The 24997-nt window shown below is 59.0% G+C and carries 28 protein-coding genes; 18 read left to right on the top strand and 10 right to left on the bottom strand.

The features are described from left to right. Positions 1-17: 17 nt before the first annotated feature. Complete coding sequence (gnd, locus tag RIN56_03115; GenBank protein ID MDR7865778.1) at positions 18-1433, bottom strand: decarboxylating NADP(+)-dependent phosphogluconate dehydrogenase; 1416 nt, start codon at positions 1431-1433, stop codon at positions 18-20. Positions 1434-1887: 454 nt separating this feature from the next. Between gnd and nrdR the strand changes: the two genes are divergently transcribed. The 8 genes from nrdR to rsgA all read left to right on the top strand — a co-directional run bounded on the left by nrdR (position 1888) and on the right by rsgA (position 9576). Next, entirely contained in the window at positions 1888-2361 is a 474-nt protein-coding gene (gene nrdR, locus RIN56_03110; GenBank protein ID MDR7865777.1) for a transcriptional regulator NrdR, read from the top strand. Between the two features lie 16 nt (positions 2362-2377). Then, complete coding sequence (gene nrdD / locus RIN56_03105) at positions 2378-4399, top strand: anaerobic ribonucleoside-triphosphate reductase (protein ID MDR7865776.1); 2022 nt, start codon at positions 2378-2380, stop codon at positions 4397-4399. A 14-nt stretch (positions 4400-4413) separates the two neighbouring features. Further along, complete coding sequence (gene nrdG, locus RIN56_03100; protein MDR7865775.1) at positions 4414-4944, top strand: anaerobic ribonucleoside-triphosphate reductase activating protein; 531 nt, start codon at positions 4414-4416, stop codon at positions 4942-4944. Positions 4945-5314: 370 nt separating this feature from the next. Further along, entirely contained in the window at positions 5315-5839 is a 525-nt protein-coding gene (locus RIN56_03095) for a hypothetical protein (GenBank protein ID MDR7865774.1), read from the top strand. Positions 5840-5865: 26 nt separating this feature from the next. Then, entirely contained in the window at positions 5866-6633 is a 768-nt protein-coding gene (locus RIN56_03090) for a hypothetical protein (protein ID MDR7865773.1), read from the top strand. Between the two features lie 334 nt (positions 6634-6967). Next, on the top strand, positions 6968-7396 hold the full coding sequence (locus RIN56_03085) for a DoxX family protein (protein ID MDR7865772.1): 429 nt from the start codon (positions 6968-6970) through the stop codon (positions 7394-7396). Positions 7397-7432: 36 nt separating this feature from the next. Continuing rightward, entirely contained in the window at positions 7433-8191 is a 759-nt protein-coding gene (gene ygiD / locus RIN56_03080) for a 4,5-DOPA dioxygenase extradiol (protein ID MDR7865771.1), read from the top strand. Between the two features lie 305 nt (positions 8192-8496). Beyond that, on the top strand, positions 8497-9576 hold the full coding sequence (rsgA, locus tag RIN56_03075; protein MDR7865770.1) for a ribosome small subunit-dependent GTPase A: 1080 nt from the start codon (positions 8497-8499) through the stop codon (positions 9574-9576). Between the two features lie 62 nt (positions 9577-9638). Here the strand turns inward: rsgA and RIN56_03070 are convergent, their stop codons facing one another. Continuing rightward, positions 9639-10064, bottom strand: coding sequence for a hypothetical protein (locus RIN56_03070; GenBank protein MDR7865769.1), 426 nt, complete (start codon positions 10062-10064; stop codon positions 9639-9641). A gap of 135 nt (positions 10065-10199) precedes the next feature. Here RIN56_03070 and RIN56_03065 point away from each other — a divergent pair, with 135 nt between their 5' ends. The 3 genes from RIN56_03065 to RIN56_03055 all read left to right on the top strand — a co-directional run bounded on the left by RIN56_03065 (position 10200) and on the right by RIN56_03055 (position 11493). Next, positions 10200-10571 carry a hypothetical protein gene (locus RIN56_03065; protein ID MDR7865768.1) on the top strand — a complete coding sequence of 124 codons (372 nt, stop codon included), beginning with the start codon at positions 10200-10202 and terminating at the stop codon, positions 10569-10571. Between the two features lie 214 nt (positions 10572-10785). Beyond that, a complete protein-coding gene (locus RIN56_03060) occupies positions 10786-11049 on the top strand; it encodes a hypothetical protein (GenBank protein ID MDR7865767.1) in 264 nt (87 codons plus the stop codon). Between the two features lie 255 nt (positions 11050-11304). Continuing rightward, entirely contained in the window at positions 11305-11493 is a 189-nt protein-coding gene (locus tag RIN56_03055) for a hypothetical protein (GenBank protein ID MDR7865766.1), read from the top strand. Positions 11494-11568: 75 nt separating this feature from the next. Here RIN56_03055 and RIN56_03050 read toward each other — a convergent pair whose 3' ends face one another. Beyond that, positions 11569-11931: a PepSY domain-containing protein gene (locus RIN56_03050; GenBank protein MDR7865765.1), complete on the bottom strand. Its 363-nt coding sequence runs from the start codon at positions 11929-11931 to the stop codon at positions 11569-11571. 229 nt (positions 11932-12160) lie between these two features. Beyond that, positions 12161-12691 (bottom strand): spore coat protein, encoded by a 531-nt coding sequence (locus RIN56_03045; protein ID MDR7865764.1) that lies wholly within the window; start codon positions 12689-12691, stop codon positions 12161-12163. Between the two features lie 160 nt (positions 12692-12851). Between RIN56_03045 and RIN56_03040 the strand changes: the two genes are divergently transcribed. Further along, positions 12852-14003 carry a GGDEF domain-containing protein gene (locus tag RIN56_03040; GenBank protein ID MDR7865763.1) on the top strand — a complete coding sequence of 384 codons (1152 nt, stop codon included), beginning with the start codon at positions 12852-12854 and terminating at the stop codon, positions 14001-14003. A gap of 64 nt (positions 14004-14067) precedes the next feature. Here RIN56_03040 and RIN56_03035 read toward each other — a convergent pair whose 3' ends face one another. From RIN56_03035 to RIN56_03020, 4 genes are all read right to left on the bottom strand, one after another. Beyond that, positions 14068-14499, bottom strand: a complete 432-nt coding sequence (locus tag RIN56_03035; protein MDR7865762.1) for a hypothetical protein — start codon at positions 14497-14499, stop codon at positions 14068-14070. Positions 14500-14553: 54 nt separating this feature from the next. Continuing rightward, the gene (locus RIN56_03030) at positions 14554-14850 is read right to left on the bottom strand and encodes a cupin domain-containing protein (GenBank protein MDR7865761.1); all 297 of its coding nucleotides are present in this window, start codon (positions 14848-14850) and stop codon (positions 14554-14556) included. An 87-nt stretch (positions 14851-14937) separates the two neighbouring features. Beyond that, the gene (locus tag RIN56_03025; protein ID MDR7865760.1) at positions 14938-15705 is read right to left on the bottom strand and encodes a hypothetical protein; all 768 of its coding nucleotides are present in this window, start codon (positions 15703-15705) and stop codon (positions 14938-14940) included. 136 nt (positions 15706-15841) lie between these two features. Then, positions 15842-16477: a hypothetical protein gene (locus RIN56_03020; GenBank protein MDR7865759.1), complete on the bottom strand. Its 636-nt coding sequence runs from the start codon at positions 16475-16477 to the stop codon at positions 15842-15844. Positions 16478-16977: 500 nt separating this feature from the next. Between RIN56_03020 and RIN56_03015 the strand changes: the two genes are divergently transcribed. The 4 genes from RIN56_03015 (at position 16978) to RIN56_03000 (ending at position 20216) form a co-directional block, all read left to right on the top strand. Next, on the top strand, positions 16978-17613 hold the full coding sequence (locus tag RIN56_03015) for a LysE family transporter (GenBank protein MDR7865758.1): 636 nt from the start codon (positions 16978-16980) through the stop codon (positions 17611-17613). A 231-nt stretch (positions 17614-17844) separates the two neighbouring features. Beyond that, the gene (locus tag RIN56_03010; protein MDR7865757.1) at positions 17845-19104 is read left to right on the top strand and encodes a Glu/Leu/Phe/Val dehydrogenase; all 1260 of its coding nucleotides are present in this window, start codon (positions 17845-17847) and stop codon (positions 19102-19104) included. A 366-nt stretch (positions 19105-19470) separates the two neighbouring features. Next, positions 19471-20013 (top strand): hypothetical protein, encoded by a 543-nt coding sequence (locus tag RIN56_03005; GenBank protein MDR7865756.1) that lies wholly within the window; start codon positions 19471-19473, stop codon positions 20011-20013. 65 nt (positions 20014-20078) lie between these two features. Continuing rightward, positions 20079-20216 (top strand): hypothetical protein, encoded by a 138-nt coding sequence (locus tag RIN56_03000; GenBank protein MDR7865755.1) that lies wholly within the window; start codon positions 20079-20081, stop codon positions 20214-20216. Positions 20217-20250: 34 nt separating this feature from the next. Here RIN56_03000 and RIN56_02995 read toward each other — a convergent pair whose 3' ends face one another. After that, positions 20251-21711, bottom strand: a complete 1461-nt coding sequence (locus RIN56_02995) for an amino acid permease (GenBank protein ID MDR7865754.1) — start codon at positions 21709-21711, stop codon at positions 20251-20253. Beyond that, on the bottom strand, positions 21708-22127 hold the full coding sequence (locus tag RIN56_02990; protein MDR7865753.1) for a DoxX family membrane protein: 420 nt from the start codon (positions 22125-22127) through the stop codon (positions 21708-21710). Before RIN56_02990 ends, RIN56_02995 begins: the two co-directional genes overlap by 4 nt. A gap of 222 nt (positions 22128-22349) precedes the next feature. Here RIN56_02990 and RIN56_02985 point away from each other — a divergent pair, with 222 nt between their 5' ends. Both RIN56_02985 and pgeF read left to right on the top strand, forming a co-directional pair. Next, complete coding sequence (locus tag RIN56_02985) at positions 22350-24113, top strand: TIGR03960 family B12-binding radical SAM protein (protein ID MDR7865752.1); 1764 nt, start codon at positions 22350-22352, stop codon at positions 24111-24113. Next, the gene (gene pgeF, locus RIN56_02980) at positions 24110-24925 is read left to right on the top strand and encodes a peptidoglycan editing factor PgeF (GenBank protein ID MDR7865751.1); all 816 of its coding nucleotides are present in this window, start codon (positions 24110-24112) and stop codon (positions 24923-24925) included. The genes RIN56_02985 and pgeF overlap by 4 nt, the downstream gene beginning before the upstream one ends. Positions 24926-24997: the final 72 nt, after the last annotated feature.

Here is a 24997-nt window from a genome sequence, read left to right as displayed (position 1 = left end):
CAAGCGTTATGTTTTGGCTATTTGGCTATCCATTCGGTGTGGAACGCACCGGGACGGTCCACGCGTTCATAGGTGTGCGCCCCGAAATAATCGCGCTGCGCCTGGATGAGGTTGGCAGGCAGCACCGCCTGCCGGTAAGAGTCATAATAGTCGAGTGATGCATTGAAGGCCGGCGTGGGAATCCCCAGGTCGCGGCAGGTCTTCAGCACTGACCGCCAGGGTGTCTGCGCCCTGGCAAGGACTTCCGTGAAGAAAGGATCCAGCATGAGGTTCGGAAGGTTGGGCTCTTTCGCAAACGCATCGCGGATCTTATCCAGGAAACGGGCGCGGATGATACAGCCGCCGCGCCAGAGCAGGGCGATTTCACCGAACCGCAGCGGCCATCCGTATTCTTCCCCGGCGGCCCTGAGCAGCGCAAAACCCTGCGCATATGAACAGATCTTCGAAGCATACAGGGCATCATGCACCGACCGGATCAACTCTTCCCTGTCGCCTTCCCATTTGCCCTGCGGTCCGGCCAGCATGGCCGACGCTTTTACGCGCTCTTCCTTGACGGCCGACATGCATCTGGCAAAGACGGCTTCCGTGATGGCTGGCGTCGGAACTCCAAGGTCCAGGGCGTTCTGCGACGTCCACTTGCCTGTCCCCTTTTGTCCGGCCTTGTCCAGAATCATCTCCACCAGCGGACGTCCGGTCTCCGGGTCCGTGACTGCGAAGATGTCACGCGTGATTTCAATCAGATAGGAATCGAGGGGTCCAGAGTTCCAACTGGCGAATACCTCATGTAGTTCGCTTGCCGAAAGACCGCCTGCCACCCGCAGGATGTTATAAGCCTCGGCGATGAGCTGCATATCGGAATATTCGATGCCGTTATGTACCATCTTCACGTAATGCCCCGCCCCGTCGGGTCCCACATGGGAGCAGCACGGGCCGTCAGCGACCTGCGCCGCCACCTTCGTGAACATCGGCGCGATTTCATCATAGGCTGCCTGGTCGCCGCCCGGCATCAGACTAGGTCCGCGCAGAGCGCCTTCTTCCCCGCCCGACACCCCCATGCCGATAAACCGGAACCCCTTGTCTTTCAGAGAATTATAGCGCCGCCGCGTATCCTGGAAGAAGGAATTCCCGCCATCGATGATGATGTCGCCCGTTTCCAGGAACGGGAGCACTTGCTCGATCATGTCATCAACCGGTTTGCCGGCCTTGACCATCAGCATGACCCGCCGTGGCCTCGACAGTGACGCGGCGAATTCAGCCAGGGAATATGTTCCCTTCACGGGAAACCCTGCCGCAGCGCCTTTCACGAATTCATCCACCCGCGCTGTCGTCCTGTTAAAGACAGCAACCTGAAAACCCTTGCCAGCCATATTCAGAACAAGATTTTCGCCCATCACGGCAAGACCGATCAATCCGATGTCGCAAAGCGCTTTCAAAACAATCCCCCCAATACTTTTACACATCTACCTTCAATTATAAAACTCCATCCCCTGGACGGCAACCTTCCTGCGGCACTCCTCAAAACTAACCTCCATCATATTCGCACCCACCTCCGGCCATTCCCCGCAAATTCCCTTCTTATGTAACAAAGCCCCGTCCGCCAGCGCCACGATTCTTGTCGAATCATCTCCGGCCGGCGTCCGGAAAAAAAATAAGACCGCCGGCCATGCCAGGAAGTCAGCGGATTTTTGTCGAAATTTTAATTTGTAAAATATTCAAATATTGTGTAGAAATTTCTTCAGCTAGCAGGATTTACACAATATGTGGCGTAATAATTACTAGGACCTACTAAATATAGTAGTCCTCTTTTAGCCTCCGGATCCGCCTCAAGCGGCCCGGGCCCTATTTTACCACACCCCGGAAACAAACGGAAGTAGGAGGGACAAGCCCATGCGTTGCCCGTTCTGCAGTTATGGTGAAAGCAAAGTGATCGACTCGCGGGCCGCCGAGGAAGGCAGCTCCATCAGGCGGCGGCGCGAATGCCTGCAATGCATGCGTCGCTTTACCACCTACGAGGTCGTCGAAGAATCGCCCCTCATGGTCATCAAAAAAGACGGCCGGCGCGAACTCTTCGACCGCACTAAACTCCTGAACGGCATCCTCCGGGCCTGCGAAAAGCGTCCCATCCCCCTCAGCGTCGTCGAAAACGTCGTCGACAAAGTCGAAAAAGAACTGCGCAACCTTATGGAGCGGGAAGTATCCTCCCGCCACATCGGCGAGACCGTAATGCGGCACATCAAAGACATCGACCAGGTGGCCTATGTAAGATTCGCCTCGGTCTACCGGCAGTTCGCCGACATCAACAACTTCATGCAAGAACTAGAAACGCTAATGAAAACGCAGTCGGTGAAAAGCCACAACTAAATGAGGTGAAGGACAAATGTTCGTAAAAATCCTGAAACGTGACGGCCGTGAAGTCCAATTCGACGAAGCAAAAATCACCGAGGCCATCTTCAAAGCCGCCAAAGCCGTAGGCGGCGCCGACAAAGCAATGGCCATCGAACTCACCCTCGACGTCCTCAGATACCTCAAACAGAAATACAACGGCGGCCTCTTCGGCGTCGAAGACGTCCAGGACGCCGTCGAAAAAGTACTCATCGAAAAAGGCCACGCCCGCACCGCCAAAGCCTACATAATCTACCGCAACCAGCGCACCCGCATCCGCGACGCCAAATCCGACCTCATGGACGCCGTCGCCGAAATCCTCGTCGAAACCAACCGCGAAAACGCCAACGTCTCCAACTCCCCCTCCGCCAAAATGCTCCAGATCGCCAGCGCCGCCAGCAAAGCCTACTACCTCAACCGCCTCATCCCCGAAAACATGTCTGTCGCCCACAAACGCGGCGACATCCACATCCACGACCTCGACTTCTACGGCAAAACCCTCACCTGCGTCCAGATACCCTTAGGCAAGCTCCTCACCAACGGCTTCAACAACGGCCACGGCTTCATCCGCCCGCCGAAAAGGCCGGCGTCGGCCACCGCCCTCGCCGCCATCATCCTCCAGAGCTCCCAGAACGACATGCACGGCGGCCAATCCTTCGCCTTCTTCGACCGCGACATGGCCCCCTTCATGGAAAAAGCCGACGAAGAAGAAATCTTCCAGGCCATGGAAGCCCTCATATACAACCTCAACTCCATGCACAGCCGCGCCGGCGCCCAAGTCCCCTTCTCCAGCCTCAACATCGGCACCGAAACCAGCCCCGCCGGCCGCCTCGTCGCCAAAAACATCCTCCTCGCCTTCGAAAAAGGCCTCGGCCGCGGCGAAAACCCCATCTTCCCCAACATCATCTTCCGCGTCAAAGAAGGCGTCAACCTAAACCCCGGCGACCCCAACTACGACCTCCTCAAACTCGCCATCCGCGTCGCCGCCAAACGCCTCAACCCCACCTTCAGCTTCATGGACTCCTCCTTCAACGCCCCCTTCGGCGACCAAGTCGCCTACATGGGCTGCCGCACCCGCGTCATGGCCAACCGGCACGGCGACGCCGTCACCGACGGCCGCGGCAACCTCAGCTTCACCTCCATCAACCTCCCGCGTCTCGCCATCAAAGCCGAGCGCAACCTCATGAAATTCTACCAAAGCCTCGCCGAAATCGTCGAACTCACCGCCGACCAGCTCCACCACCGCTACCGCGTCCAGGCCGGCCTCAAAGTCAAGGACATGCCCTTCCTCATGGGCCAGGGCCTCTACCTCGACTCCGAAAAACTCCGGGCCTGCGACTACATAGAAGACGTCATCAAACACGGCACCCTCTCCATCGGCTTCATCGGCCTCGCCGAAACCCTCATCGCCCTCACCGGCAGCCACCACGGCCAGAGCGACGAAGCCCAGGCCCTCGGCGAAGAAATCGTCGCCTTCCTCCGCAACCAGGTCGACAAAGCCTCCGACCGCTACGACCTCAACTACACCCTCCTCGCCACCCCCGCCGAAGGCCTCTCCGGCCGCTTCCTCGGCATCGACCGCAAAGAATACGGCATCATCCCCGGCGTCACCGACAAAGACTACTACACCAACTCCTTCCACATCCCCGTCAGCTTCCCCATCAGCGCCTACGACAAAATGCGCCTTGAAGGCGTATACCACAAATACACCAACGCCGGGCACATCAGCTACGTCGAATTCGACGCCCCGCCCGTCAACAACCTCGGCGCCATCGAAGACATTATCCGCCACATGAAAGCCTGCGACCTCGGCATGGCCGCCATCAACTTCCCCATCGACTTCTGCGACTCCTGCGGCCGCCTCGGCGTCATCGACACCGACGCCTGCCCCTCCTGCGGCACCACCTCCATCCGCCGCGTCCGCCGCATCACCGGCTACCTCAGCACCGTCGACCGCTTCAACGACGCCAAAGTCTCCGAGCTCAAACACCGCATCATCCATAAAATCCAACCATAAGAAGGTATCCGTATATGAAAATCCGTCTCGCAGGCTACAGTCCCGAAAGCGTCGTCGACGGCCCCGGCATCCGCTTCGTCCTCTTCGCCCAGGGCTGCGAACACGCCTGTCCCGGCTGCCACAACCCCCAAACCCACGACCGGGAAGGCGGCGACCTCGTCGACCTCGCCGAAATCTTCGAACGCATCAAAAAAGCCAAACTCATCCGCGGCGTCACCTTCTCCGGCGGCGAGCCCTACCTCCAGGCCGCCCCTTTAGCCCAGCTCGCCCGCCAGGTCAGAGCCCTCGGCCTCGGCCTCGTCACCTACAGCGGCTACACCTTCGAACAGCTCTACGCCATGGCCGCCCGCGACAAAAACATCCGCGACCTCCTCGCCGCCAGCGATATACTGGTCGACGGCAAATACATGGCCGGGCAGAGGGATATAAGTCTTGCGTTTCGAGGGTCAGCCAATCAAAGGCTCATTGACGTGCCTCGCTCACTGCTCGCGGGACAAGCTGTTCTTTGGGAAGAGCTTGATACAGGGGACAAGCTTTTCGCCTGATCGTCCCGCTCTTATAGGGGGCCCGCCCAGCAGCACCCATCTGCGGCGTTGCTCCTCGGCTGCCATCCTCAGCGTACACCCGAGTACGCTTCCGGTGTCACCCTCCGGTGCGCCTTGCATCTGGGCACTTCTGAACGGCCCCGGCAGCACAAAGTAGATACGATAAGTACGACGGACAAGATTGTTATTCGCGCCGACGTATACAAGACAAAGCCTAAGCGCGTGAGTGCGTTTAGGCTTTGTCTATTTAGATATAATGAAATGAGGTATGAATTAGTTGATTGGCAAGTTTCTTGATTATACCTGTATCATAGTCCTAATTACTGCACTTCTTAATTTTGCGCCGGTGCGTCAATTTAATACGTACCTTATGGATTTTTCAAATATTATTTCTTTTTTGAGTCTTTTGTTTGCTGTGGTTGCGGCATATGTGGCAAAAAGGGCATATGATTATGCCATCTTAAGACCAGATTTATCTATGGGAATTTCTCAATATCTTAGAGACAGAGATTACTTCTATTTGCCAATAGACTCAAAAACCAATCGCGTTTTGCTTTCTCGACCTTTAACGGAGTTCACGATTAGAATCAAAAATAGCGGACAAGTATCAGCCAAATATCCTCTTGTTCAAATAGAATTCGAAGGTGCTTATTTTACTGAAAACCAATTCGTTGGATGGAAAGCGGTACTCCACGCACATGGGCAAGGTTATTATGGATTTAGATGGAGTCCAGAAAACACGATAGTATATCCAGGCTTACCAGTAACATTACCAATATTATATTTTGCTGGCATTGGATTAAGGGGGAGGGATTTTAATATCGTAATAAAGTATGCTGCAGACGGATTTAAGCTGAAAGAAGTACATATTCCAGTAAAACTGGAAATGCGATAATTGTTTAACTGGGTGGAGAGGATTGAATGAAATTTATAGAATTTTATGGTGATAGCAGATTACGCCATAAAATAGTATACGATAAAGAATCGTATTCTGAGTGTATTTATTGCGGGACAAAGGCTGATTCGCGAGAGCATATACCTTCAAAAGTATTTTTAGAAAGACCATACCCCGAGAATCTTGCAATCGTACCTGCTTGTTCTACTTGTAACAATTCCTTTTCAAAAGATGAATTGTTTTTGTCTATACTAGTTGAGAAATTAAAAATTAAATACTACGATAAAGGGTATATTCCTTCGATGGAGATAATAACAAGAATAAATAATAATACAAAAATAAGCAATGAAATTGATAACGCGGTAGAGGCTGATAGAATAAATCAATTTGAAAAGAGAATCTCGAGAATTTTATTTAAATTGGCAATTGGACATGCTGTCTACGAGATTTCTGAAGGGTACTGTATTAAAGACATAAATGTAGATTATTCATTTCTTCCCGATATGACTAATCAAGAATTAGATGAATTTTGTCAACCTTATATTCTTAATGGAGAGTTATATCCGGAAGTAGGGAGTAGGGTATACGATAGAATAATGGTTTTAGAATTTGATTTGGTCAGTAATAACGAAGCAAAAGAGAAATATAAAGCGCAAGTTTTGATTCTTGATTGGGTAGACGTTCAGCAATCCAAATATTCCTATACAGGCTATAGATTTGGTAACGAAATTGAAGTAAAGATGATAATAAACGATTTTTTATACTCCAAGGTAGTTATAAATGTAGACAAGTAGCAAACACGATGTTGATATGTCGCTCTGTTAAGTGTATAGGGTCGCATCGTGGGGACGGTTCTATTGATTCACACAATTACAATAACTAACCATGGCAGGGGAGAGGGGGCCGGCGTGAAGCCGGCCCCCTCAAATACCGTTTTCTGCATTACGACAAGCCGCCTTAAATGTCCGAACAGGCATTTATGGGCGGTTTTTCTTGTCAGCGTAGTAAAATAATTTAAAAAAATATCTTTCCTAATAATAATTATTGCTATATAATGTAATTGAAAGAAATTATCAATACCCATACTTGCCGCATAACACGATAATCAACAAAAACGGAGGAATTGTTATGAACAATCTGCTTATGAACGGTCTTAAAAAATATCAGGACGAGGCGCTTTTGTTCGCCCGGTTGGGGCTGTGCTTCATGTTCGTCGTCGTCCACGGCGGGCCGAAGCTCTTCGGCGGCCCGGAGAAATGGCTGGAAGTGGGCTCGCTGCTCAAAGTCCTGGGCATTACGACCATGCCGGTCTTCCTGGGCTTTATCGCCGCCGTATCCGAATTCCTGGGCGGAATCCTCATCGGTTTGGGCCTCTTCACCCGTCTGGGCGCGTTCATGATCTTCGCCACCCTCGTAGTCGGCGCGGCGGTCATGTTCACGATGAAAGGCCTTTTCGCCGCCGCCCCCGCGACCGAAGACGCCCTGTTCATGCTTGTCCTCATGGCAGTAGGAGCAGGAAAATACAGCCTTGACCGCAAATGGTTGGGGAAAGACTAAATAGGCAGGTAATCGACCATGGCTTATCCCCCCACAATGCCGGCGCTATTCGTCGGGCACGGCTCGCCGATGAACGCCGTCGAAGACAACGCTTTCACCGGCGGGTGGGAAGAAATCGCCCGTAAAATCCCCCGGCCGGAAGCTATTTTGGCCATATCGGCCCATTGGTACACCGCCGGCAGCAGAATTGCGGATGCGGCGAAGCCCAAGACAATTTATGACTTTTACGGCTTCCCGGACGAGCTTTACCGTGTGGCTTACAGCGCCCCCGGCGCGCCCGAACTGGCCCATTTGACCAAGGGCCTGATCAGTGGCGGCGGGCAAATCGACAATACCTGGGGAATCGACCACGGCGCCTGGTCCGTGCTTCACAAAATGTACCCCGAAGCGGACATACCCGTCTGCCAGCTTAGCGTGGACCGTAACGCCAGTGCGGAAACCCATTTTCAGATCGGGCGGGAAATCGCCGGCCTGCGTGAAAAAGGGGTATTAATCTTCGCCAGCGGCAATGTCGTCCACAACCTCGCCCGGATAACCTGGGGCATGGAAGGCGGGCAACCGTGGGCAAACGGGTTTGACCGCTACATCAAGGAAAAGATAATCGCCAGGCAGTACCAGGATGTAATAAATTATAAATCGGCGGGAGAATCCGCCGAACTGGCCTTTACCACCCCCGAACACTTTTACCCGCTTCTTTATATTCTGGGTGCGGCAAACATCGCTGACAGGCTAGAGGTTTATAATGACTCATGTACCTTAGGGTCAATATCAATGACATGTTATTTGTTCGCATAACCCCCCCCCGCCGCCATGGTCGGCACACGCCAAGAGCCCAGGCATTCAAATGCCTGGGCTCTTTAGCTGGCAGTGCGGCAGGGCAGGGGAGAGGGGGCCGGCGCAAGCCGGCCCCTAAAAATTCCCATTATCCGCCCGGCAAACCTTGACAACCGGCCGTATCCGGTCTATGATACCTGGTGAAAGGGGGCATTTACTATGTCTAAAATACTGAATTCGGAGCTTGTGTTCGTCGCGGGGGGAAAACGGACGAACTAAAGCCTATTTTCCCTCCAAAAGCGCGAATACGATTTTTGGAGGCAGAAATGAAAAATATAAATTTAGCACACTATGGCTTAAGCCCGCGCTTCAGCCAGGAAGCCACCATGTACGAGGGCCTGCATATCGCCAGGGTCGCTGAGCAGCACCGCGACCTCTATAAAGTCATCGGCGAGCACGGCGAATACGCCGCCGCCGTTGCCGGCAAGCTGGCGCATAATGCGGCCGATGGCGCCGATTTCCCGGCGGTCGGCGACTGGGTCATGACCGACCGGGCGGACGACAGCGCCGGTACCGCGATCATCCACCATATCCTCACGCGCAGCAGCCTGCTCGCCCGCAAAGCCGCGGGCACGGCCGCCGCCACGCAGCTGATCGCCGCCAACCTCGACACCGTCTTCATCTGCATGGCCCTCAACGCCGACTTTAACCTGCGCCGCCTGGAGCGCTACCTCACCGTCGCCCTCGACAGCATGGCCACCCCGGTCATCGTCCTCACAAAGGCCGACCTGTGTGACGACCTGGCCGCGCGGCTCGCCGAAGTCGCCGCCGTCAGCGTCGGCGCCGATGTCGTCGTCTGCTCCGGCATAGGGGGCGGCGGCTACCGGGAAATCCTCCCCTATATCGCAGAGGGCAAGACCATCGCCTTCATCGGCTCGTCCGGCGTCGGCAAATCCACGCTCATCAACCGCCTGCTCGGGCACGAGCGCCTCGTCACCAGGGAAATCCGCGCCGCCGACGGCCACGGCCGGCACACCACCACCCACCGCCAGCTCCTGCCGCTGCCCGGCGGCGGCATCGTCATCGACACCCCCGGCATGCGCGAGCTCCAGCTCGACGGCGGCGACCTCGCCAAATCCTTCGCCGACATCGCGGCGCTGGCCGCGGGGTGCAGGTACAAAGACTGCTCCCACAGAGGCGAGCCGGGCTGCGAAGTGCGGCGCGCCATCGAAGACGGCTCGCTGCCCGAGGAGCGCTTCCTGAGCTACGAAAAGCTCAGCAGGGAAATCGGCTACGAAGGCCTCAACTCCCGCCAGCTCGAGCAGGAAAAAATCAAAAGAATGTTCGGCAGCCGCAGCGAAATGAAGCAGCTCATGCGGACCGCCAAAAACAAAAATAAGCGCTAAATCAAAAAGAGGGGGCCGGCGAAAAGCCAGCCCCCTCAGTATTCCCTTATCAGCCTGACCGGCTATTTCTTCCGCGTCCACACGCCCACTGCCGCCACCGCGTCTTTTTCGCCCACATGCCGGTAGATGCAGGTGATTTTGTCCTTGCTGACGATCGTCGCATCCGTGAAGCCATCCTGGTCGACTAAATAGAGCGTCTTGTTGTCCCAGCCGATCACGCCGGCCATCTGCTCGGAAGCCATCTTTGACGTGAAGGTGGCGTAAATCACTCTGCCCTGCTGCTTGGTGACGACAAGCTCTGCGGAAAGAGTGCTGAACTCCTGGCTATGGTGGGTCCATTCGCCCGTTCCGCCCGCTTTGCTCAACAGAGCCGCTTCCGATTGCGTTGTCCATGTGCCGACAAGATTGGGAATTTCCGCTTCCGCGAAACACACGCCGGTTCCGAGCACAAACGTCAACAGAAGAACACCGAGGATTTTTTTTGTCACAGCCAATTCCCTCCTGTATTTGGATTTCGCTATATACTCTGTTCAACAGGTATTTGCAATCACCTGCCGAATAATGTCAATAGAGCACGAAGCCCCCTCTTAAGGGAAACAACCCCAAATACAAGGAGGCTGCCAATGACCAAGAAAAATCCCCCCAAGCTGCCGAGCTGGCAGGAATTCCAGGCGGCGCTGGTCTACAGGGCCATCAAAGAAGACGATTTCCGCCGCGAACTGCTGACCGACCCCACGGCGGCGGTTGAAAAAGAACTGGGCAGGATAGCCCCCGGGGCACAGCTGAAAAGCCACTTCAAACTCAAAGTGGTGCAGCAGCAGCCCGACGAACTGCTGGTCATCCTCCCGCCGGGCGGCGCGTCCCTCAGCGACGCCGACCTGGACAACGTCTCCGGCGGCGGTAGGCCGATGTCTGATATCGTCATGACCGGCGGCGGCCCCGGCCCTAATTCCATGCCGTTCGTATTCAAACTCGATGATACCAGAATGGCGTAAAAACGCCCCTGCCGCTGCCGGCCCATACAGTTACTCCCCCACATGCGCCGGTCATCCAAAATACCTATGGCTCAAAGCCAAAACCCTGCAAAGAATTGCAGGGTTTTCCCCGTATTATCGGGAATAAAAGAGCAAACAGCAGGGCGGGGGAGAGGGGACGCCGGTCTGGCCGGCCTCCGCCCCAAAAGCCGAAATAAAGGTGGGGTGTGTGATTATGGAATTCGACGGCGCGATTATCAAAGAAAAAGACGTAACCTATGCGGTAGTGGCGGTAAAACGGGGTATCATCGACAGTGAGGACACCTCTGCGGCCGAGCGGGCCCTCGGCTCGTACCAGCGATACTTCCCCGGCCTGCCGGTCGTCCTCATCGCCCAGGACCTCACCGGCTCGCCCCTCTACTACGGCGACAAAGACATCGTCACCCTCCTGGCCCGCCTCCCCTTCAGCCAGATAGCCTGGAAGCGCTACGGCGCCTAAACCTGTCCTCGCGCGTACAGAAAAAGCCTAGGCACCTGGGTGCTTAGGCTTGAATTATATTGCCGCGGCCATAAACAGTCCGCCGGGCAGCGCCACCGGAATACAACACCGAAGGAGGTGCAGACCATGCATTTTTCCGTCACCCCCGCCGCCCGCGAGTACATCATGGCCAACGGCGGCGCGGTCATCGCAGTCGTCGAGCAAAGATCCACCGCTTTCGGCTGATGCGGTCCCAGGGAAATCCCCTGCCCGTCCGTGCGACCGGGAAAACCTGATGCCAGCGACCCAGTCCCGTACCTCGAATTCTCCGCCAGCGGCATCGACATCTACTGCCATCCCGACCTTGCCGGCATGGCCGCCGGCGCCGCCCTCACCCTCGAAGTCGAGCGGACCATCTTCCGCAAAAAGCTCGTTCTTTACGGTATAAAGATGGAAAGCCACTGACAGCATCGTCCGCCTGGCTGGTCGGCGCAGACCCTGTCAGCGGCGAAGCGGCCTGCGCCGCCCTCCCGGATAACCTTATCGCCGCCTGGCGCGCGGACGAAGAACGGGAACCGCCAGATAAACCCCCGTCAGCGTCAGCGCCACCAGCCCCACCGCGGAAAGATCGACAACCCACGCAAGATCGATACTGCCCACCTTGCCCTGGTGAAGCCCCTTCGCCAAACCATAGAGCGTGGGAGCGCTCTTCGGCCGCTCCGGCTCCGCCTGTCCCTGCCCGCCAGCGGGCGCAGCCTGCCGCTCCAGGCCCGGCGGCTTCTGCTTCACCTCGCCGAACCACTCCGGCTCAGCCAATATCAATCCCGTCATAGCCTCGACAAGCAAAACCACGGCCAGGATGAGCCCGACCCACAGATGGACTTTACGCATTAGCTGATACAACAACGGCACCTCCTGAAACAAAACCCTGGGCAAAGTGCGCTCGGCGCCTGCGCAGCGCGGCGTGGCGTCACTGCGCACCTGCCCGGAACATAGTAAGATTTTATCACCTCGCGGCCCGGATAACTATAAGAAAACCATAAGAAAACTGTGAAAAAACTGTGAAACCTTTTTGTCGCCGGCCAACGCCGCCCCGACAGAAAACCCGGCGGTACACCGCCGGGTTTTTGCGTCACTGCGTACTGTACATCCCGTGGCTGCTCAGGTAATTATAGATACCCTCGCCGTGCTGTTGCTCCTCCTTCTGGATATGGTTCAGCGTCTGGCGCACGCTCGCGTCCGCAAACTCGAAAATCGCCGTATCGTACGCCCCCGAAACATACTTCTCCGTCATCAGCATGTCCTTGCACAGCATCGCGTCCGCCTGGCTGGCCTGCGCCGACCCTGTCAGCGAAGTGGCCTGCGCGCCGCTCTGCCCGCCCGCCTGCGCCTGTTGGCCCTGTCCCGCCTGCGACTGCATACCCTGCTGCTGGCTCTGCTGCCCCTGGCCCTGCTGGCTCATGCTCGGCGCCTGGCCGTTCAGCAGCGAATTGATCGTATCCAGATGCTGCTGCTCCTGCTGGGCGAACGACGTGAACAATTGTTTAAGCTGCGCGTCGCCCGCCTTCGCGGCGTACTGCCGGTACTTCTGGATGCACACCTTCTCGTGGGTCGTCTGATCCTGCAGCAACTGCTGCTCCTTCTGCGTCAACTGTAGCGTCATCAATTTGCCTCCTTCGGTTTTCCCTAGTTTCCCCGCCGCAGGCAATTTCCATTCCACCGGTCCCCACGTCCCGTAATGTCAAAATATGCGTCGTAAAAAGGAATAGTGTCGCAAGAGGCGAAAACATATTTGTTACCCTTAACCGGGAGTTGATCGCAAATTGCCTCTACTGGCCGAAAAAATCGAAAACAGATTTGAACCGCGCCTGGAAGAACGCCTCGAGTACGCCTACAGGACGCGCTACCTGCACAGCGACACCTTTGTCGCTAAGCTGATGGCCGCGTTCTGGTTAGCCATCAACCTGTTTTTCGTCTCGGTCGACTTCGTCGTTCTCGGCGTTGGCCCCCTGCTCCTCCAGGCGCTCATCATCAGGGGGGTGCTCCTCCTGTTCGTCAGCTACTACGTTATCCGTCTCTGCCGCTCCATCAGCCCGGCGGAGTATGACCGGCTGACCCTTTTCATGTGGCTTGTCGCCGCCGCCTGCGTCCTATACCTCCAGGCCTTCACCCGCCCGCCCACCTATATCAACTACTTCACCGTCGACATCCTCATCGTCATGAGCATGTACGTCGTTGTCCCCGGCACATTCTGGAACCGCGTCATCCCGGCGCTCCTCTACACTGCCGGCCACTTCGCCATATTCTTCCTCATCAAAAAAGTCGATCAGCTCGCCCCCTACCTCATCTTCGTCATATCCTTCCTCATCGTCAACGTCATCGGTCTTTACTTCTCCGCGCTCTACTACACGTCGCGCCGCCAGGAATTCCTCGGCCGCTACCAGGACGCGGTCACGCGCGACAAACTCGCCGAGCTCGCCAACCGCGACGAACTCACCGGCGCCCTCAACCGCCGCGGCTTCTTCCGGCGCGCCGAAGAAGAATTCGCCGTCCACGCCCTGAGCGGTTCGCCCCTGGCCATATTCGTCATCGACATCGACCACTTCAAAGCCATCAACGACACCTTCGGCCACGACGCCGGCGACGAAGCGCTCAAAACCTTCTGCGCCCTCGTCCTCGGCAGCATCCGCGAACGGGACAGCTTCGGCCGCACCGGCGGCGAAGAATTCGCCCTGCTCCTGCCGCGCACCGAAGGCGAGAAAGCCGCGGCCATCGCCGAGCGCCTTCGCAAGCAGTGCGGCCACATCTTCGAACAAACGGCAACCCCCAACCTGCGTTTCACCGTCAGCATCGGCGTCGCCCAGGCCCTGCCGGACGACAAAACCGTCCACGACCTCTACCGCCGCGCCGATAAAGCGTTATACCTCGCCAAAGACGGCGGCCGCAACAAGGTCCACTTCAGCGCCGGGGAGTAAAAAGCATTACGCGCCAAAAAGCCCGTATCCTCCCGGATACGGGCTTCGTACATCCTCAATAAATCTAGCCCTTATAATTCACCAGTATCAGCCCCGCCAGGCACAGCGCGATCCCCAGCGCGTTCACCGCCGACAGCGACTCCCGGAACAGCAGCAGCCCAACCGGGATAAGCAGCAGCGACACCGTCGTGCTCGAAACCAGACCAGCCAGCGTGATATTCCAGCCCGCGCGGTACGCCAGCATAAACCCCACCTCCAGGCCCACGATCGCCACGCCCAGTGCGTAGCTTGCCCAGTTCAGCTCCTTCAGCCCGGCCGTAAGCGACGCCTTGTCCGGATAAACGAAATAAATAACCGTCGTCGCCGCCGCCGCCGTCAGATAAGTCACGATCAGCGACAGGAGCGGATTGACCGTCGTCGGCGTAACCTTCAGAAACACGTGATAAAGAACATTCGAAACCACCGTAAGGCCGATAGCCATGTAATATAACATCATCTGCTCCCATACATTCATATTCGCGCAAACAATCCCCTGGGAATTGGCCCTGGCCTAAAGCCGGTCCAGCGTCGTCTTGGTCTTCTCCGTCACCACATTGCCCGTATTCAGCGTCCCTTTCGGCTCGATCAGCACCACCTGCACCTCCTCGGCAGCCACCGGCAGATGGTCCACCCCCTTGGGGATGACGATGAACTCCCCTGCGTCGAGATAAACGTCGCGGTCGCGGAACCTTATCAACAGGCGGCCCTTCACCACCAGGAAAAGCTCATCCTCACCGGCGTGGTGGTGCCAGTCGAACTCCCCCTTGAGCTTGGCCAGCTTGATGTGGCTGTCGTTCAGCTCGCCCACGATCTTCGGGCTCCAGTACTCCGCAAACAGCCCGAACTTCTCCGCCAGATTGACCTTGTTTATCGCTATCCCTCCCTACGGCTTGCCTCACGGCGCCAGCTCGCCCTTCGCGGTGAACTTCACCGCCGTCCCCGCGGGGTAAATCTTTACATACTGGCCCTCCGCCTTCAGCTTGGCCTCCGCCGCCAGCGTCCCGGCCGTCACAAGCCCGCTCTCCGTGAAGCTGATCGCCGTACCCTTCTTGAACTTCAGGAACCCCGCGCCGCCATTGGCCGCCAGTATCTCCTGCCAGCCCGCCGGCCGCAGCCATGTATCCGCGTGCAGCGTCCCCGCCGCCACAACCCCGTTGGCATGGAAAGACAGCGCCGTATCCTCCCGGTAGCTCACAAAGCCCTGCTTGTCGTCCACCAGCCTGATGTGCGCCGGTTTATCCAGCGTGCCGGCGACAACCTCGCCCTGGGCGTTGAAAGTCACCGTCTGCCCGCCCTTGAAGTGCAGGAGCTTTTCCCCCGGCACCGCGTATCTGTACGAGCCGCCGCCGTAGCTATACCCGCCGCTCGACGACGACGACGCCACACTGGTGTAGCCGTTCTCCATCGTATAATCGAACATCACCCGCTGCCAGCCGGCCGGGCGGAGGGCCGTATCCTTCGCCAGCACCCCGCTGACCGCCTCGCCGTACTCGTTCGTAACCGCCTGGGTATCCTTCTTGAACTTCACCGTTCCGGTCGCCCAGTTCACCGGGTGCAGCTCGGCATCCTCCGTCAGGGTCGCCGTGGCCGCCTCGACCGGCATAACCAGAAAACTCAGCACAAGCGCCATCGCTAGCAATACCGGCTTCGTTCGTCCGAACATAATATCTCCTCCGTGCCTCAGTTATTCTTCTCGTACTTCTGCCCGCCGCCGCAAAATCCTCCCGCTCCGCCCCCTTTGGACAAAAAACACTCCCCGGATTATATTGCCGGGGAGCGCCTGTCCGCTTGCGCAAGGGTCAATTATGCTGATGCTGGTTCTGGTTCTGGTTCTGGTTCTGGTTCTGGTTCTGGTTCTGGTTCTGGTTCTGGTTCTGATTCTGGTTCTGGTTCTGGTTCTGATTCTGGTTCTGATTCTGGTTCTGATTCTGGTTCTGGTTCTGGTTCTGGTTCTGGTTCTGATTCTGATTCTGATTCTGATTCTGATTCTGATTCGGGTTCTGATTCTGATTCGGGTTCTGGTTCTGGTTCTGATTCTGGTTCTGATTCTGGTTCTGATTCTGGTTCTGATTCTGATTCTGGTTTTGATTTTGATTCTGATTCTGATTCTGATTCTGGTTCTGGTTCTGATTCTGGCCTTTACCCTTACTCTGGCTTTGGCTCTGGCTCTGGCTTTGGCTCTGGCTACCCTTGCCGCTGCTATCGTTACTGCCGCTGCCACTGCCGCTGCCGCTGCCACCGTCGCCGCCGCTGCCGCCGCTGCCACCGCCGTCGCCACCGCCGCCGCCGCCGCCACCGCCGCCGCCGCCGCCGCCGCCGCCACCGCCGCCGCCGCCACCGCCACCACTGGCTAAAGCGTTATCGGTCTGGACGATCAGCGCGCAACTGACAACAAATACGAAAATCAACAGTAACGTGAGCGCCTTTTTCAACATTTTCCTTCCTCCTTATACATCATTGATCTTTTCAGATCGCTCAGCCATTTCTTAGTACTTACCCTGATTATAAATCTTGTTACGAAATAAACGTATAGGACAAAGGTCATCATTTTCTTAGGACGGCATCCTTCCCGCGCATGCCCGCCAACGCCCTGGACATCCCCATCCTCTCCCCAACCCACACGCAATAATTACAATAATTACAATAACAAACGTAATTAACATAAAGTTGCTGCCGTGAATCGTACCATGTCAGCAGGAAAATAGTGCCACAAAAGCGAAGCTTCTTCCTGTAATAATCGCCAGGAGGAACGAAGGCTTCGCCGATTGGCAAGCCGCCTTCATCCTCCCCGGCGGCGATGACTGGCTCGCCGCCGCCGCCAACCTCGCCCGAATTCTGGTTCCGGCAATAAGTCGCCACGATTCACGGCGATTGACAAACCCCGCAGACGCACTATACTGAAACCATAAAGCGAAATATCCCGGAAGGTGATACCATGGAAACACTGCTCGCCTTCGCCGGCATCCTCATCGCCGTCACCATCGGCGCTATGAGCCCCGGCCCCAGCTTCCTGTTCGTCGCCCGCACCTCCATGGCCGCTTCCCGCCGCAGCGGCCTCGCCGCCGCCGCCGGCATGGGAATCGGCGGCCTTGTCTACGCCGTCCTCGCCCTCCTCGGCCTCAAAGCCGTTTTCGCCAGCTTCCCCTGGCTTTACAGCCTCGTCAAGCTCGGCGGCGGCGCCTATCTCGTCTACATCGCCGTCCAGATGTGGCGCGGCGCCGCCAAACCCCTCGCCGACCTGCCGGCCGACGCCGCGGGTCAGCAGAACTGGCGACGGGCCTTCGCCATGGCCGCCGCCATCCAGCTCGGCAACCCCAAGACCGCCATCTTCTACGGCAGCATCTTCACCGCCCTGCTGCCTCCCAGCCCCAGCTTCCTCTTCATTCTCCTCCTCGCGCTCGCCGTCTTCCTCATCGAGATATGCTGGTACAGCATCGTCGCCCTCGTCCTGTCCGCGGACGGGCCGCGGGCGGTCTACACCCGCGCCAAAGCCGCCATCGACCGCACCGCCGGCGCCGTCATGGGCCTCCTGGGCGTCAAGCTCATCACCGCCGCCGACGCCGCCGTATGACCATAACCCGTGCTGCTATGCGCACGGGTTTTTTAATGTCTGCCGCACCCTCGCGAACCTACACAAAAAAACACGCAGCCCGGCAGGAATTCCCCCAAAGTACAAAGAAATTGGATAATGTATAATGTATACAATGCCCCAAAACGCCTGATGATGAAAAAAACCGCGCACGGAAATAATTAGAGCGTAATACTCAAAAACGTAAAAAAAGAATCGATAGGAGGCAAAATTATGGCCGGCACCTACAACCCCTACCAAAACATGCTCGACGTATTGGACGAAGCCGCCCAAAAGCTCGGTCTCACCAAAAACGACTATGTCACCCTGCGCACCCCCGAGCGCGAACTCATCGTCTCCGTGCCTGTCGTCATGGACGACGGCCACACCGAAGTATTCGAAGGCTACCGCGTCCAGCACAGCAGCACCCGCGGCCCCTGCAAAGGGGGAATACGTTTTCACCCCTCGGCCGACCTCGACGAAGTCAAAGCCCTCGCCGCCTGGATGACCTGGAAATGCGCGGTCGTCAACATCCCCTACGGCGGCGCCAAAGGCGGCGTCAGGCTCGACCCCGCCAAACTCTCCCAGGACGAACTGCGCAGGCTCACCCGCCGCTACACCGCCATGATCCTGCCCATCATCGGCCCCGAAAAAGACGTTCCCGCCCCCGACGTCAACACCGACGCCAACGTCATGGCCTGGATAATGGACACCTTCAGCATGTTCAAAGGCTACGCCGTGCCGGCCGTCGTCACCGGCAAACCCCTCGAAATCGGCGGCTCGCTCGGCCGGAAGGAAGCCACCGGCCGCGGCGTCATGTTCTCCCTCCTCAACCTCCTCGAAAAACTTGCCCGCAGCCCCCAGGGCATGACCGTCGCCGTCCAGGGCTTCGGCAACGTCGGCAGCATCGGCGCCCAGCTCATGCAGGAGAAAGGCTTCACCATCGCCGCCATCAGCGACGCCCATACCGCCCTCTACAAAGAAGACGGCATCGACATCCGCGCCGCCATGGCCTACGCCGAAAAGAACAACCGCTCCATCGTCGGCTACAGCGAACCCGGCCTCAAAGTCATCTCTAACGCCGAGCTTCTCGCCCTCGACGTCGACATCCTCTTCCCCGCGGCGCTCGAAAACCAGATCAACAAAGACAACGCTGCCGCCGTCCGCGCCCGCATCATCGTCGAAGGCGCCAACGGCCCCACCACAAAAGAAGCGGACGAAATCCTCAAAGCCAAAGGCGTCGTCGTCATCCCCGACATCCTCGCCAACGCCGGCGGCGTCATCGTCTCCTACTTCGAATGGGTCCAGAACCAGGAATCCTTCATGTGGGACGAAGACTACATCAACAACAACCTCGAAAAAGTCATGAAAAGATCCTTCGACGAAGTCTGGCGCGTCCATGAAGCCTCCGGCGTTCCCCTCCGCATGGCCGCCTATATGGTGGCGCTGGAGAGGGTGGTAAAAGCAAAAAAACTCCGCGGAGTCTTCCCTTGATCCCTATCCCCGGCCGTCCAGCAGCGCCCATCTGCGGCGTTGCTCCTCGGCTGCCATCCTCAGCGTACGTCCCGTGTACGCTTCCGGTGTCAGCCTCCGGTGCGCCTTGCATCTGGGCACTTCTGAACGGCCTCCGGCCTATCGTATTCCCGGCCGTCCATAAGCACCCATCTGCGGCGTTGTTCCCTCAGACAATTCTTCCCCATATTCACAGCGAAAGAGCCGAAAACCGTCTGGTCTTCGGCTCTTTCGCCATCTCCGCATCTGCGCCGTGGTCACTCTGTCGGGTCATGCGACGCACTGGGAGGATTCTCCTCAGTGGGCCGCGAAAATCACTTTATCGACAACATTTCGGGAGGTGCTGCTATGCCAAGATGTCTGTGCATTGCCATCCTCGCCTGTCTGCTGTTCCTTTCCGCGCCCGTCCTCGCTGCCGACTCGGCCGGATCCGGCAAACCGCTCGTCGCCGTCGACTTCTGGAGCAACCTTGATCGCGCCCGCGAAGACGCCGAGAAAGCCGTATTCAGCCTCGTGGACCGCGAAAAATACCGGATCGCCGACACCGGCCGGCTCCTTGCCGACGAAAAAGCTCATTTCGGCGAAGCCGGTCCGTTGGCAAGCCGCGACAAAGCGGCCGTGATCGATTTCGGACAGAAATACGGGTACGACTACATTCTCGCCGCTCACTTCCGTCAAGACGTCGAATATGTCTTCCATAAAGACGCCCCCTACTACATCGACAGGCTCAGCGTTCGCATCCGTATCATCGACGTCCGCAACGGCCGGATTCTTCACGCCGACAGCTTCGTCGTCAGCGACGCCGACAAATTCTACAAGCGGGAAGACTTGGTTAAAAGAGTCGTCGACGAAGCCATCTTCCGCATCGAGAACGTCCAGTGCCTGAACTGAGTCTCACTTTCCTTTCCGCCTAAATGAAAATCCTCCGGGCACACTAAACCCGGAGGTGTTACACGATGACCAAAGACAAAACCAAGCTTTCCAAGAACGACCAGAACCTGTCGGCGATAATCTCCGACCACAACGCCCTCATGAAGAGCGACGCCGACGAGCAGTGGAGTTCGGCCCGCGGCTATCAAAAATCCAACGACTGAAGTCCGCCGTCTACAAACGTTTCCCCGCAAGGCCCTACTCACTAGGGCCTTTTTCCTTTTCGTTCGTCCCCGGCTCCGCCTGGCGTTCGCCCAGGGCGAAGTCCGCCGCCAGCTCCAGTTGCAGCCGCAGCAGCAGATCCCGGCGGTCCGTCGCCGGCCGCGCCGCCCGTGCGCCCACACGCTTCTTCACGTGATACGACGCCGCGAACACGGCCAAAAGGCCCAGCCCCGCCGCCAGTCCCGCGCCCTGGCCGGGGATGAGCGGCATACTCGCGATAATCGCCACACACGCGCCCAGCCCCAGCCACGACGTATACGGGAAGCCCGGCAGCTGGCAGTCGCCCCGCGGCGGGCAGCCGTGCAGCCTGCGGAACTTATAATGCGTAGCCAGAATCACCGCATACGCCAGCAGCAGCGAAAAACCGCCGGCGCTCACCAGGAAAAGGTAAACCTGCGCCGGCAGCACAAGTCCCAGTGCCAGTCCGGCCAGCATCCCCGTCCCCGAAAACAAAATCCCGCGGTAGGGGATATCGCCCTTATCCTTAAGCCACGCCGGCGCATGCCCCTCCTCGGCCAGCGAGCGCATCATCCGCCCCAGGCCGAACATCGCCGCCAGCATCGTCGACAGAATCGCCGACACCAGCACCATATTCATCGCATTACCGGCCCACGCCAGACGCCACGCCGCCAAAGCCGCCACCAGCGGGCTCGCCTCCGTCGTCAGCGTCCCCGCCGGCACCAGCGGCAGCAGCGCCGCCATCGCCAGCACATACAGCCCCACCAGGCCGGCCACCGTCATACCGATCGCCCGCGGCACCGTGCGGTGCGGATCGCGGGCCTCCGACGCCGCCAGACCGATAACCTCGAACCCGGCGTACGAAAATATTACGATCAGCATGCTCCCCGCCAGCCCGCCCACACCCTCCGGCAGCAGCGGCTCCGCCGCCAGCGCCCCTGCGCCCGCCGCCGGAACGCCAGGAACAAGCCCTGTTATCAGCGCCGCGCCCAGGGCGATGAACCCCGCGATCGCCGCCAGCTTCACCGCCGCCAAAGCGCTCTCCAGGCGGCTGAGCCTGTCCGCCCCGAAAAGATTGAGCACCGTCACCGCCACGATAATCGCCGACCCCATCAGCGGGATCGACAAAGCCGGCAGCCAGTTGCGCACGAAGATCGACACCGCCGTCGCCTCGCTCGACATCGCCAGCACCAGCCCCGTCCAGTACACCCAGCCCACCGTGAACCCCGCCCCCGGCCCGAACGCCCGCTCCGCGAACGTGCGGAACGAGCCGGGGGCCGCATCCGCCACCGTCATCTCCGACAGCGCGAACAAAATTATATACACCAGCGCCCCGCCCGCCAAAAATGCCACGATCACCGCCGGCCCCGCGCTGCGGATCGCCACCGCCGACCCGAGAAAAAACGACCCCCCGACAACCGTGCCCAGCGCCAGCATCGTCAGTTGCCAAGCCGTCAAGCCGCCTTCTTGCCGCATCATCGCCGCCTGCACATCCTCGCTGCGAAGCTATACCGCCCCGGCCCGATAAAAATCAGGCTGAGGAAAACGATGCCCAGCTCCAGCGCCTGCGAAGCGCCGCCCAGGCCGGCGCCGGTGCCCAGCTTCATCGCCACCGCCACCGCCATCGTAATCGTCAGCAGCAGGCACGCCGGGCGGAAAAACAACCCCAAAATCAGCAGCAGACCGCCGCCGAACTCCGACGCCGCCGCCATGAACCCCCAGAAAGGCGCCAGGAACCCGATCCCCACGAAACTCATCGACATCCCCAGCTTCGCCCAGGCCGCCACGCCGCCCGTCACCTTCGGCCAGCCGTGGTACATGAACATCAGCCCCAGACCCACCCTAAGCAGCAGCAAACCCTCGTCGCGAAACCGATCCAGGCTGGAACACAACATCTGCATCCCTCCTTTGACGATAGTTTGCCCGGATTCGTCGCTGTCATCGCTCTGCCGATACTTGGCATGTCCTGGAAGGGATCTGTCTAGAAAACAATACCGAACACTCAGACCTCCGCCCGCCGCGGCCAAGATTTGGCTCATGTTCGCCCGCCAGGCAGGGAAACACTATAACGACGTATAAATAGTGTAACGACAATACGCACCGGAAGTAGTGATACCATGTCCTGGCCCCTCAAAGAAAAACTCCGCAAACAACTCGCCGCCGAGCAGGGCGCCGTCATCCACGCCCCCGGCTCCCGCCCCGGCTTCGCCCTAGCCTTCCCCAACACCTACCATGTCGGCATGTCCAACCTTGGCTTCCACATCATCTACCGCGAAATCAACGCCAGCGGCCTCGCCGCCTGCGAACGCGCCTTCCTGCCCGGCAAAAAAGACCTCGCCGAACACCTCCGCACAAACACCCCCCTCATGACCCTCGAGACCCAGCGCCCCTTGTACGAATTCCCCCTCATCGGCTTCGCCGTCTCCTTCGAAATGGACTACTTCAACCTCCTCGCCATGCTCGAGCTCGGCAAAGTTCCCCTCCTCGCCGCCGACCGCGGCGAGGCGGACCCCATCGTCATCGCCGGCGGCCCCTGCGCCACCTTCAACCCCGAGCCTCTCGCCGCCTTCATCGACGCCTTCGTCATCGGCGAAGGCGAAGAAGTCATCACCGAAATCCTTGCCGCCTGGCAGCGGGGCAGGGAGGAGGGTCTGGCCCGAAACGACATACTGCTTTCCTTCGCCGCCATCCCCGGCGTCTATGTCCCTTCCTTTTATAACGACGAATACAACCCCGACGGCGCCCTCGCCGCCCTCACGCCCGCCGCCGCCGTCCCCGCGGCAATAAGCCGCCGCTGGATCCGCGACCTCGACGCCCGCCCCGGCCAAACCGCCGTCGTCACCGCCGACACCGAATTCGGCGACATGTACCTCATCGAAATCGCCCGCGGCTGCGGACGCCACTGCCGCTTCTGCATGGCCGGCTACTGCTTCCGCCGGCCGCGCGCCCGCTCCCTCGCCAGCCTCGAGGCCGCCATCGGCCACGCCCAAAAATACCGCGACAAAATCGGCCTCGTCGGCGCCGCCGTCTCCGACCACCCCGACATCGACGCCCTCGTCGCCTCCATCCGCGCCCGCGGCCTCAAATTCTCCGTCGCCTCCCTCCGGGCCGACTCCCTCACCCCCGCGCTCGCCCAGGCTTTAGCCGCCAGCGGCCACAAAACGATCACCCTCGCCCCCGAAGCCGCCAGCGAACGCCTCCGCCGCGTCATCAACAAAGGCCTTGACGCCGCCGACCTAGAGCGCGCCGTAGCCCTCGCCGCCGGCGCCGGCATACCCAACATCCGCCTCTACATCATGGTCGGCCTCCCCACCGAAAACGAACACGACATCGCCGCCATCGCCGAGCTAGCCCGCGCCACCCGCCGCCACATGGCCGCCCACGGCAGCAATGGCCGTCTCACCCTCAGCATCAACCCCTTCATCCCCAAACCCTTCACCCCCTTCCAGTGGCTGCCCATGGCCCCCCAGCCCCTCGTCGAAGAACGGCTGGCCGCCATCCGCGCCGCCCTCAAAGCCGACAAAAACACCGAAATCCTCGTCGAGCCCCCCAAAGAAGCCTACCTCCAGGGCGTCCTCGCCCGCGGCGACCGCCGTCTCGGCCCCGTCCTCCTCGAAGCCCACCGGCGCGGCGGCCCCAAACACTGGCCCAAGGCCCTCGCCGCCGCCGGCCTCGACGAAGCCTTCTACCTCTACCGCGACCGTCCCGTAGGCGAATCCCTCCCCTGGCAGCACCTCGACATGGGCCTCGAACCCGGCTACCTCCGGCAAGAACTCCAACGCGCCCGCGGCGAAAAATACACCCCTCCCTGCCGGCCAGGCTGCACCCTCTGCGGCGTCTGCCGTCCCGGCCAGGGGGAGGGAGGAGGACAAACCCCATGAGCAAATTCGTCATCAAACGCGCCGCCAACGGCGTCTGGCACGGCCTGTTCACCCACCTCGCCCACCAGGGGGTCAGACACGGCGTCTCCACCCGGCTGGGCGGCCTCAGCGTCCCGCCCTACGCCACCCTCAACCTCGGCCTCAAAAGCGGCGACGACCCCGGCAAAGTCCTCCTCAACCGCGACCTTTTCTGCCAGGCCGTAGGCGTCGACTACGCCCGCGCCGTCACCTGCCAGCAAATCCACGGCGACCACATCCACCTCGTCACAGATGAAGACGCCGGGCGGGGCACGCGCAGCCACGCCGCCGCCGTCCCGGCCAGCGACGCCCTCATCACCGACCGGCGGGGCATACCCCTCATCCTCTTCTACGCCGACTGCGTCCCCGTCCTCATCTTCGACCCCGCCCGGCGGGCCATCGGCCTCAGCCACGCCGGCTGGAAAGGCACCGTCGCCAAAATTGCCGCCAAAACCGTCCTCGCCATGGGCGAACACTACGGCACCAGCCCGGCCGACTGCTTCGTCGGCATCGGCCCCTCCATCGGCCCCTGCTGCTACGAAGTCGACGCCCCTGTCGTCGAAGAGCTCCAGGCCTCCTTCGCGGGCACCTGGCGCGACCTCGTCGTCCCCAGCGGCGACAAATGGCACCTCGACCTCTGGCACGCCAACCGCGACCAGCTCGAAGAAATCGGCGTCCCCCGCGCCCACATCGACATCAGCGGCGTCTGCACCGCCGAAAATACGACGCTGTTTTATTCGCACCGGGCTGAACGAGGCACAACCGGCCGCCACGGCGCAGTCATTTGCCTATAATTCGTTGGGGCCGCCCAGCAGCGCCCATCTGCGGCGTTGCTCCTCAGAGCGCTTGCTAGTGTACGTCCGAGT

Source organism: Sporomusaceae bacterium (genome assembly GCA_031460455.1).
Lineage (GTDB): Bacteria > Bacillota > Negativicutes > Sporomusales > UBA7701 > Anaeroselena.
The sequence above is the reverse complement of the archived record's forward strand: the minus strand, read 5'-3'. Positions and strand labels throughout refer to the sequence as shown.

Coding starts and splice junctions, on each gene's coding strand:
- ygiD (MDR7865771.1), top strand. CDS start 7,433: ATGCCGGCGCTATTCGTCGGGCACGGCTCGCCGATGAACGCCGTCGAA.
- nrdR (MDR7865777.1), top strand. CDS start 1,888: ATGCGTTGCCCGTTCTGCAGTTATGGTGAAAGCAAAGTGATCGACTCG.
- RIN56_03090 (MDR7865773.1), top strand. CDS start 5,866: ATGAAATTTATAGAATTTTATGGTGATAGCAGATTACGCCATAAAATA.
- RIN56_02990 (MDR7865753.1), bottom strand. CDS start 22,127: ATGTTGTGTTCCAGCCTGGATCGGTTTCGCGACGAGGGTTTGCTGCTG.
- RIN56_02985 (MDR7865752.1), top strand. CDS start 22,350: ATGTCCTGGCCCCTCAAAGAAAAACTCCGCAAACAACTCGCCGCCGAG.
- RIN56_03005 (MDR7865756.1), top strand. CDS start 19,471: ATGCCAAGATGTCTGTGCATTGCCATCCTCGCCTGTCTGCTGTTCCTT.
- RIN56_03015 (MDR7865758.1), top strand. CDS start 16,978: ATGGAAACACTGCTCGCCTTCGCCGGCATCCTCATCGCCGTCACCATC.
- RIN56_03035 (MDR7865762.1), bottom strand. CDS start 14,499: ATGATGTTATATTACATGGCTATCGGCCTTACGGTGGTTTCGAATGTT.
- RIN56_03020 (MDR7865759.1), bottom strand. CDS start 16,477: ATGTTGAAAAAGGCGCTCACGTTACTGTTGATTTTCGTATTTGTTGTC.
- pgeF (MDR7865751.1), top strand. CDS start 24,110: ATGAGCAAATTCGTCATCAAACGCGCCGCCAACGGCGTCTGGCACGGC.
- RIN56_03065 (MDR7865768.1), top strand. CDS start 10,200: ATGACCAAGAAAAATCCCCCCAAGCTGCCGAGCTGGCAGGAATTCCAG.
- RIN56_02995 (MDR7865754.1), bottom strand. CDS start 21,711: ATGATGCGGCAAGAAGGCGGCTTGACGGCTTGGCAACTGACGATGCTG.
- RIN56_03060 (MDR7865767.1), top strand. CDS start 10,786: ATGGAATTCGACGGCGCGATTATCAAAGAAAAAGACGTAACCTATGCG.
- rsgA (MDR7865770.1), top strand. CDS start 8,497: ATGAAAAATATAAATTTAGCACACTATGGCTTAAGCCCGCGCTTCAGC.
- RIN56_03010 (MDR7865757.1), top strand. CDS start 17,845: ATGGCCGGCACCTACAACCCCTACCAAAACATGCTCGACGTATTGGAC.
- RIN56_03085 (MDR7865772.1), top strand. CDS start 6,968: ATGAACAATCTGCTTATGAACGGTCTTAAAAAATATCAGGACGAGGCG.
- nrdD (MDR7865776.1), top strand. CDS start 2,378: ATGTTCGTAAAAATCCTGAAACGTGACGGCCGTGAAGTCCAATTCGAC.
- RIN56_03025 (MDR7865760.1), bottom strand. CDS start 15,705: ATGTTCGGACGAACGAAGCCGGTATTGCTAGCGATGGCGCTTGTGCTG.
- RIN56_03000 (MDR7865755.1), top strand. CDS start 20,079: ATGACCAAAGACAAAACCAAGCTTTCCAAGAACGACCAGAACCTGTCG.
- RIN56_03045 (MDR7865764.1), bottom strand. CDS start 12,691: ATGACGCTACAGTTGACGCAGAAGGAGCAGCAGTTGCTGCAGGATCAG.
- nrdG (MDR7865775.1), top strand. CDS start 4,414: ATGAAAATCCGTCTCGCAGGCTACAGTCCCGAAAGCGTCGTCGACGGC.
- RIN56_03095 (MDR7865774.1), top strand. CDS start 5,315: ATGGATTTTTCAAATATTATTTCTTTTTTGAGTCTTTTGTTTGCTGTG.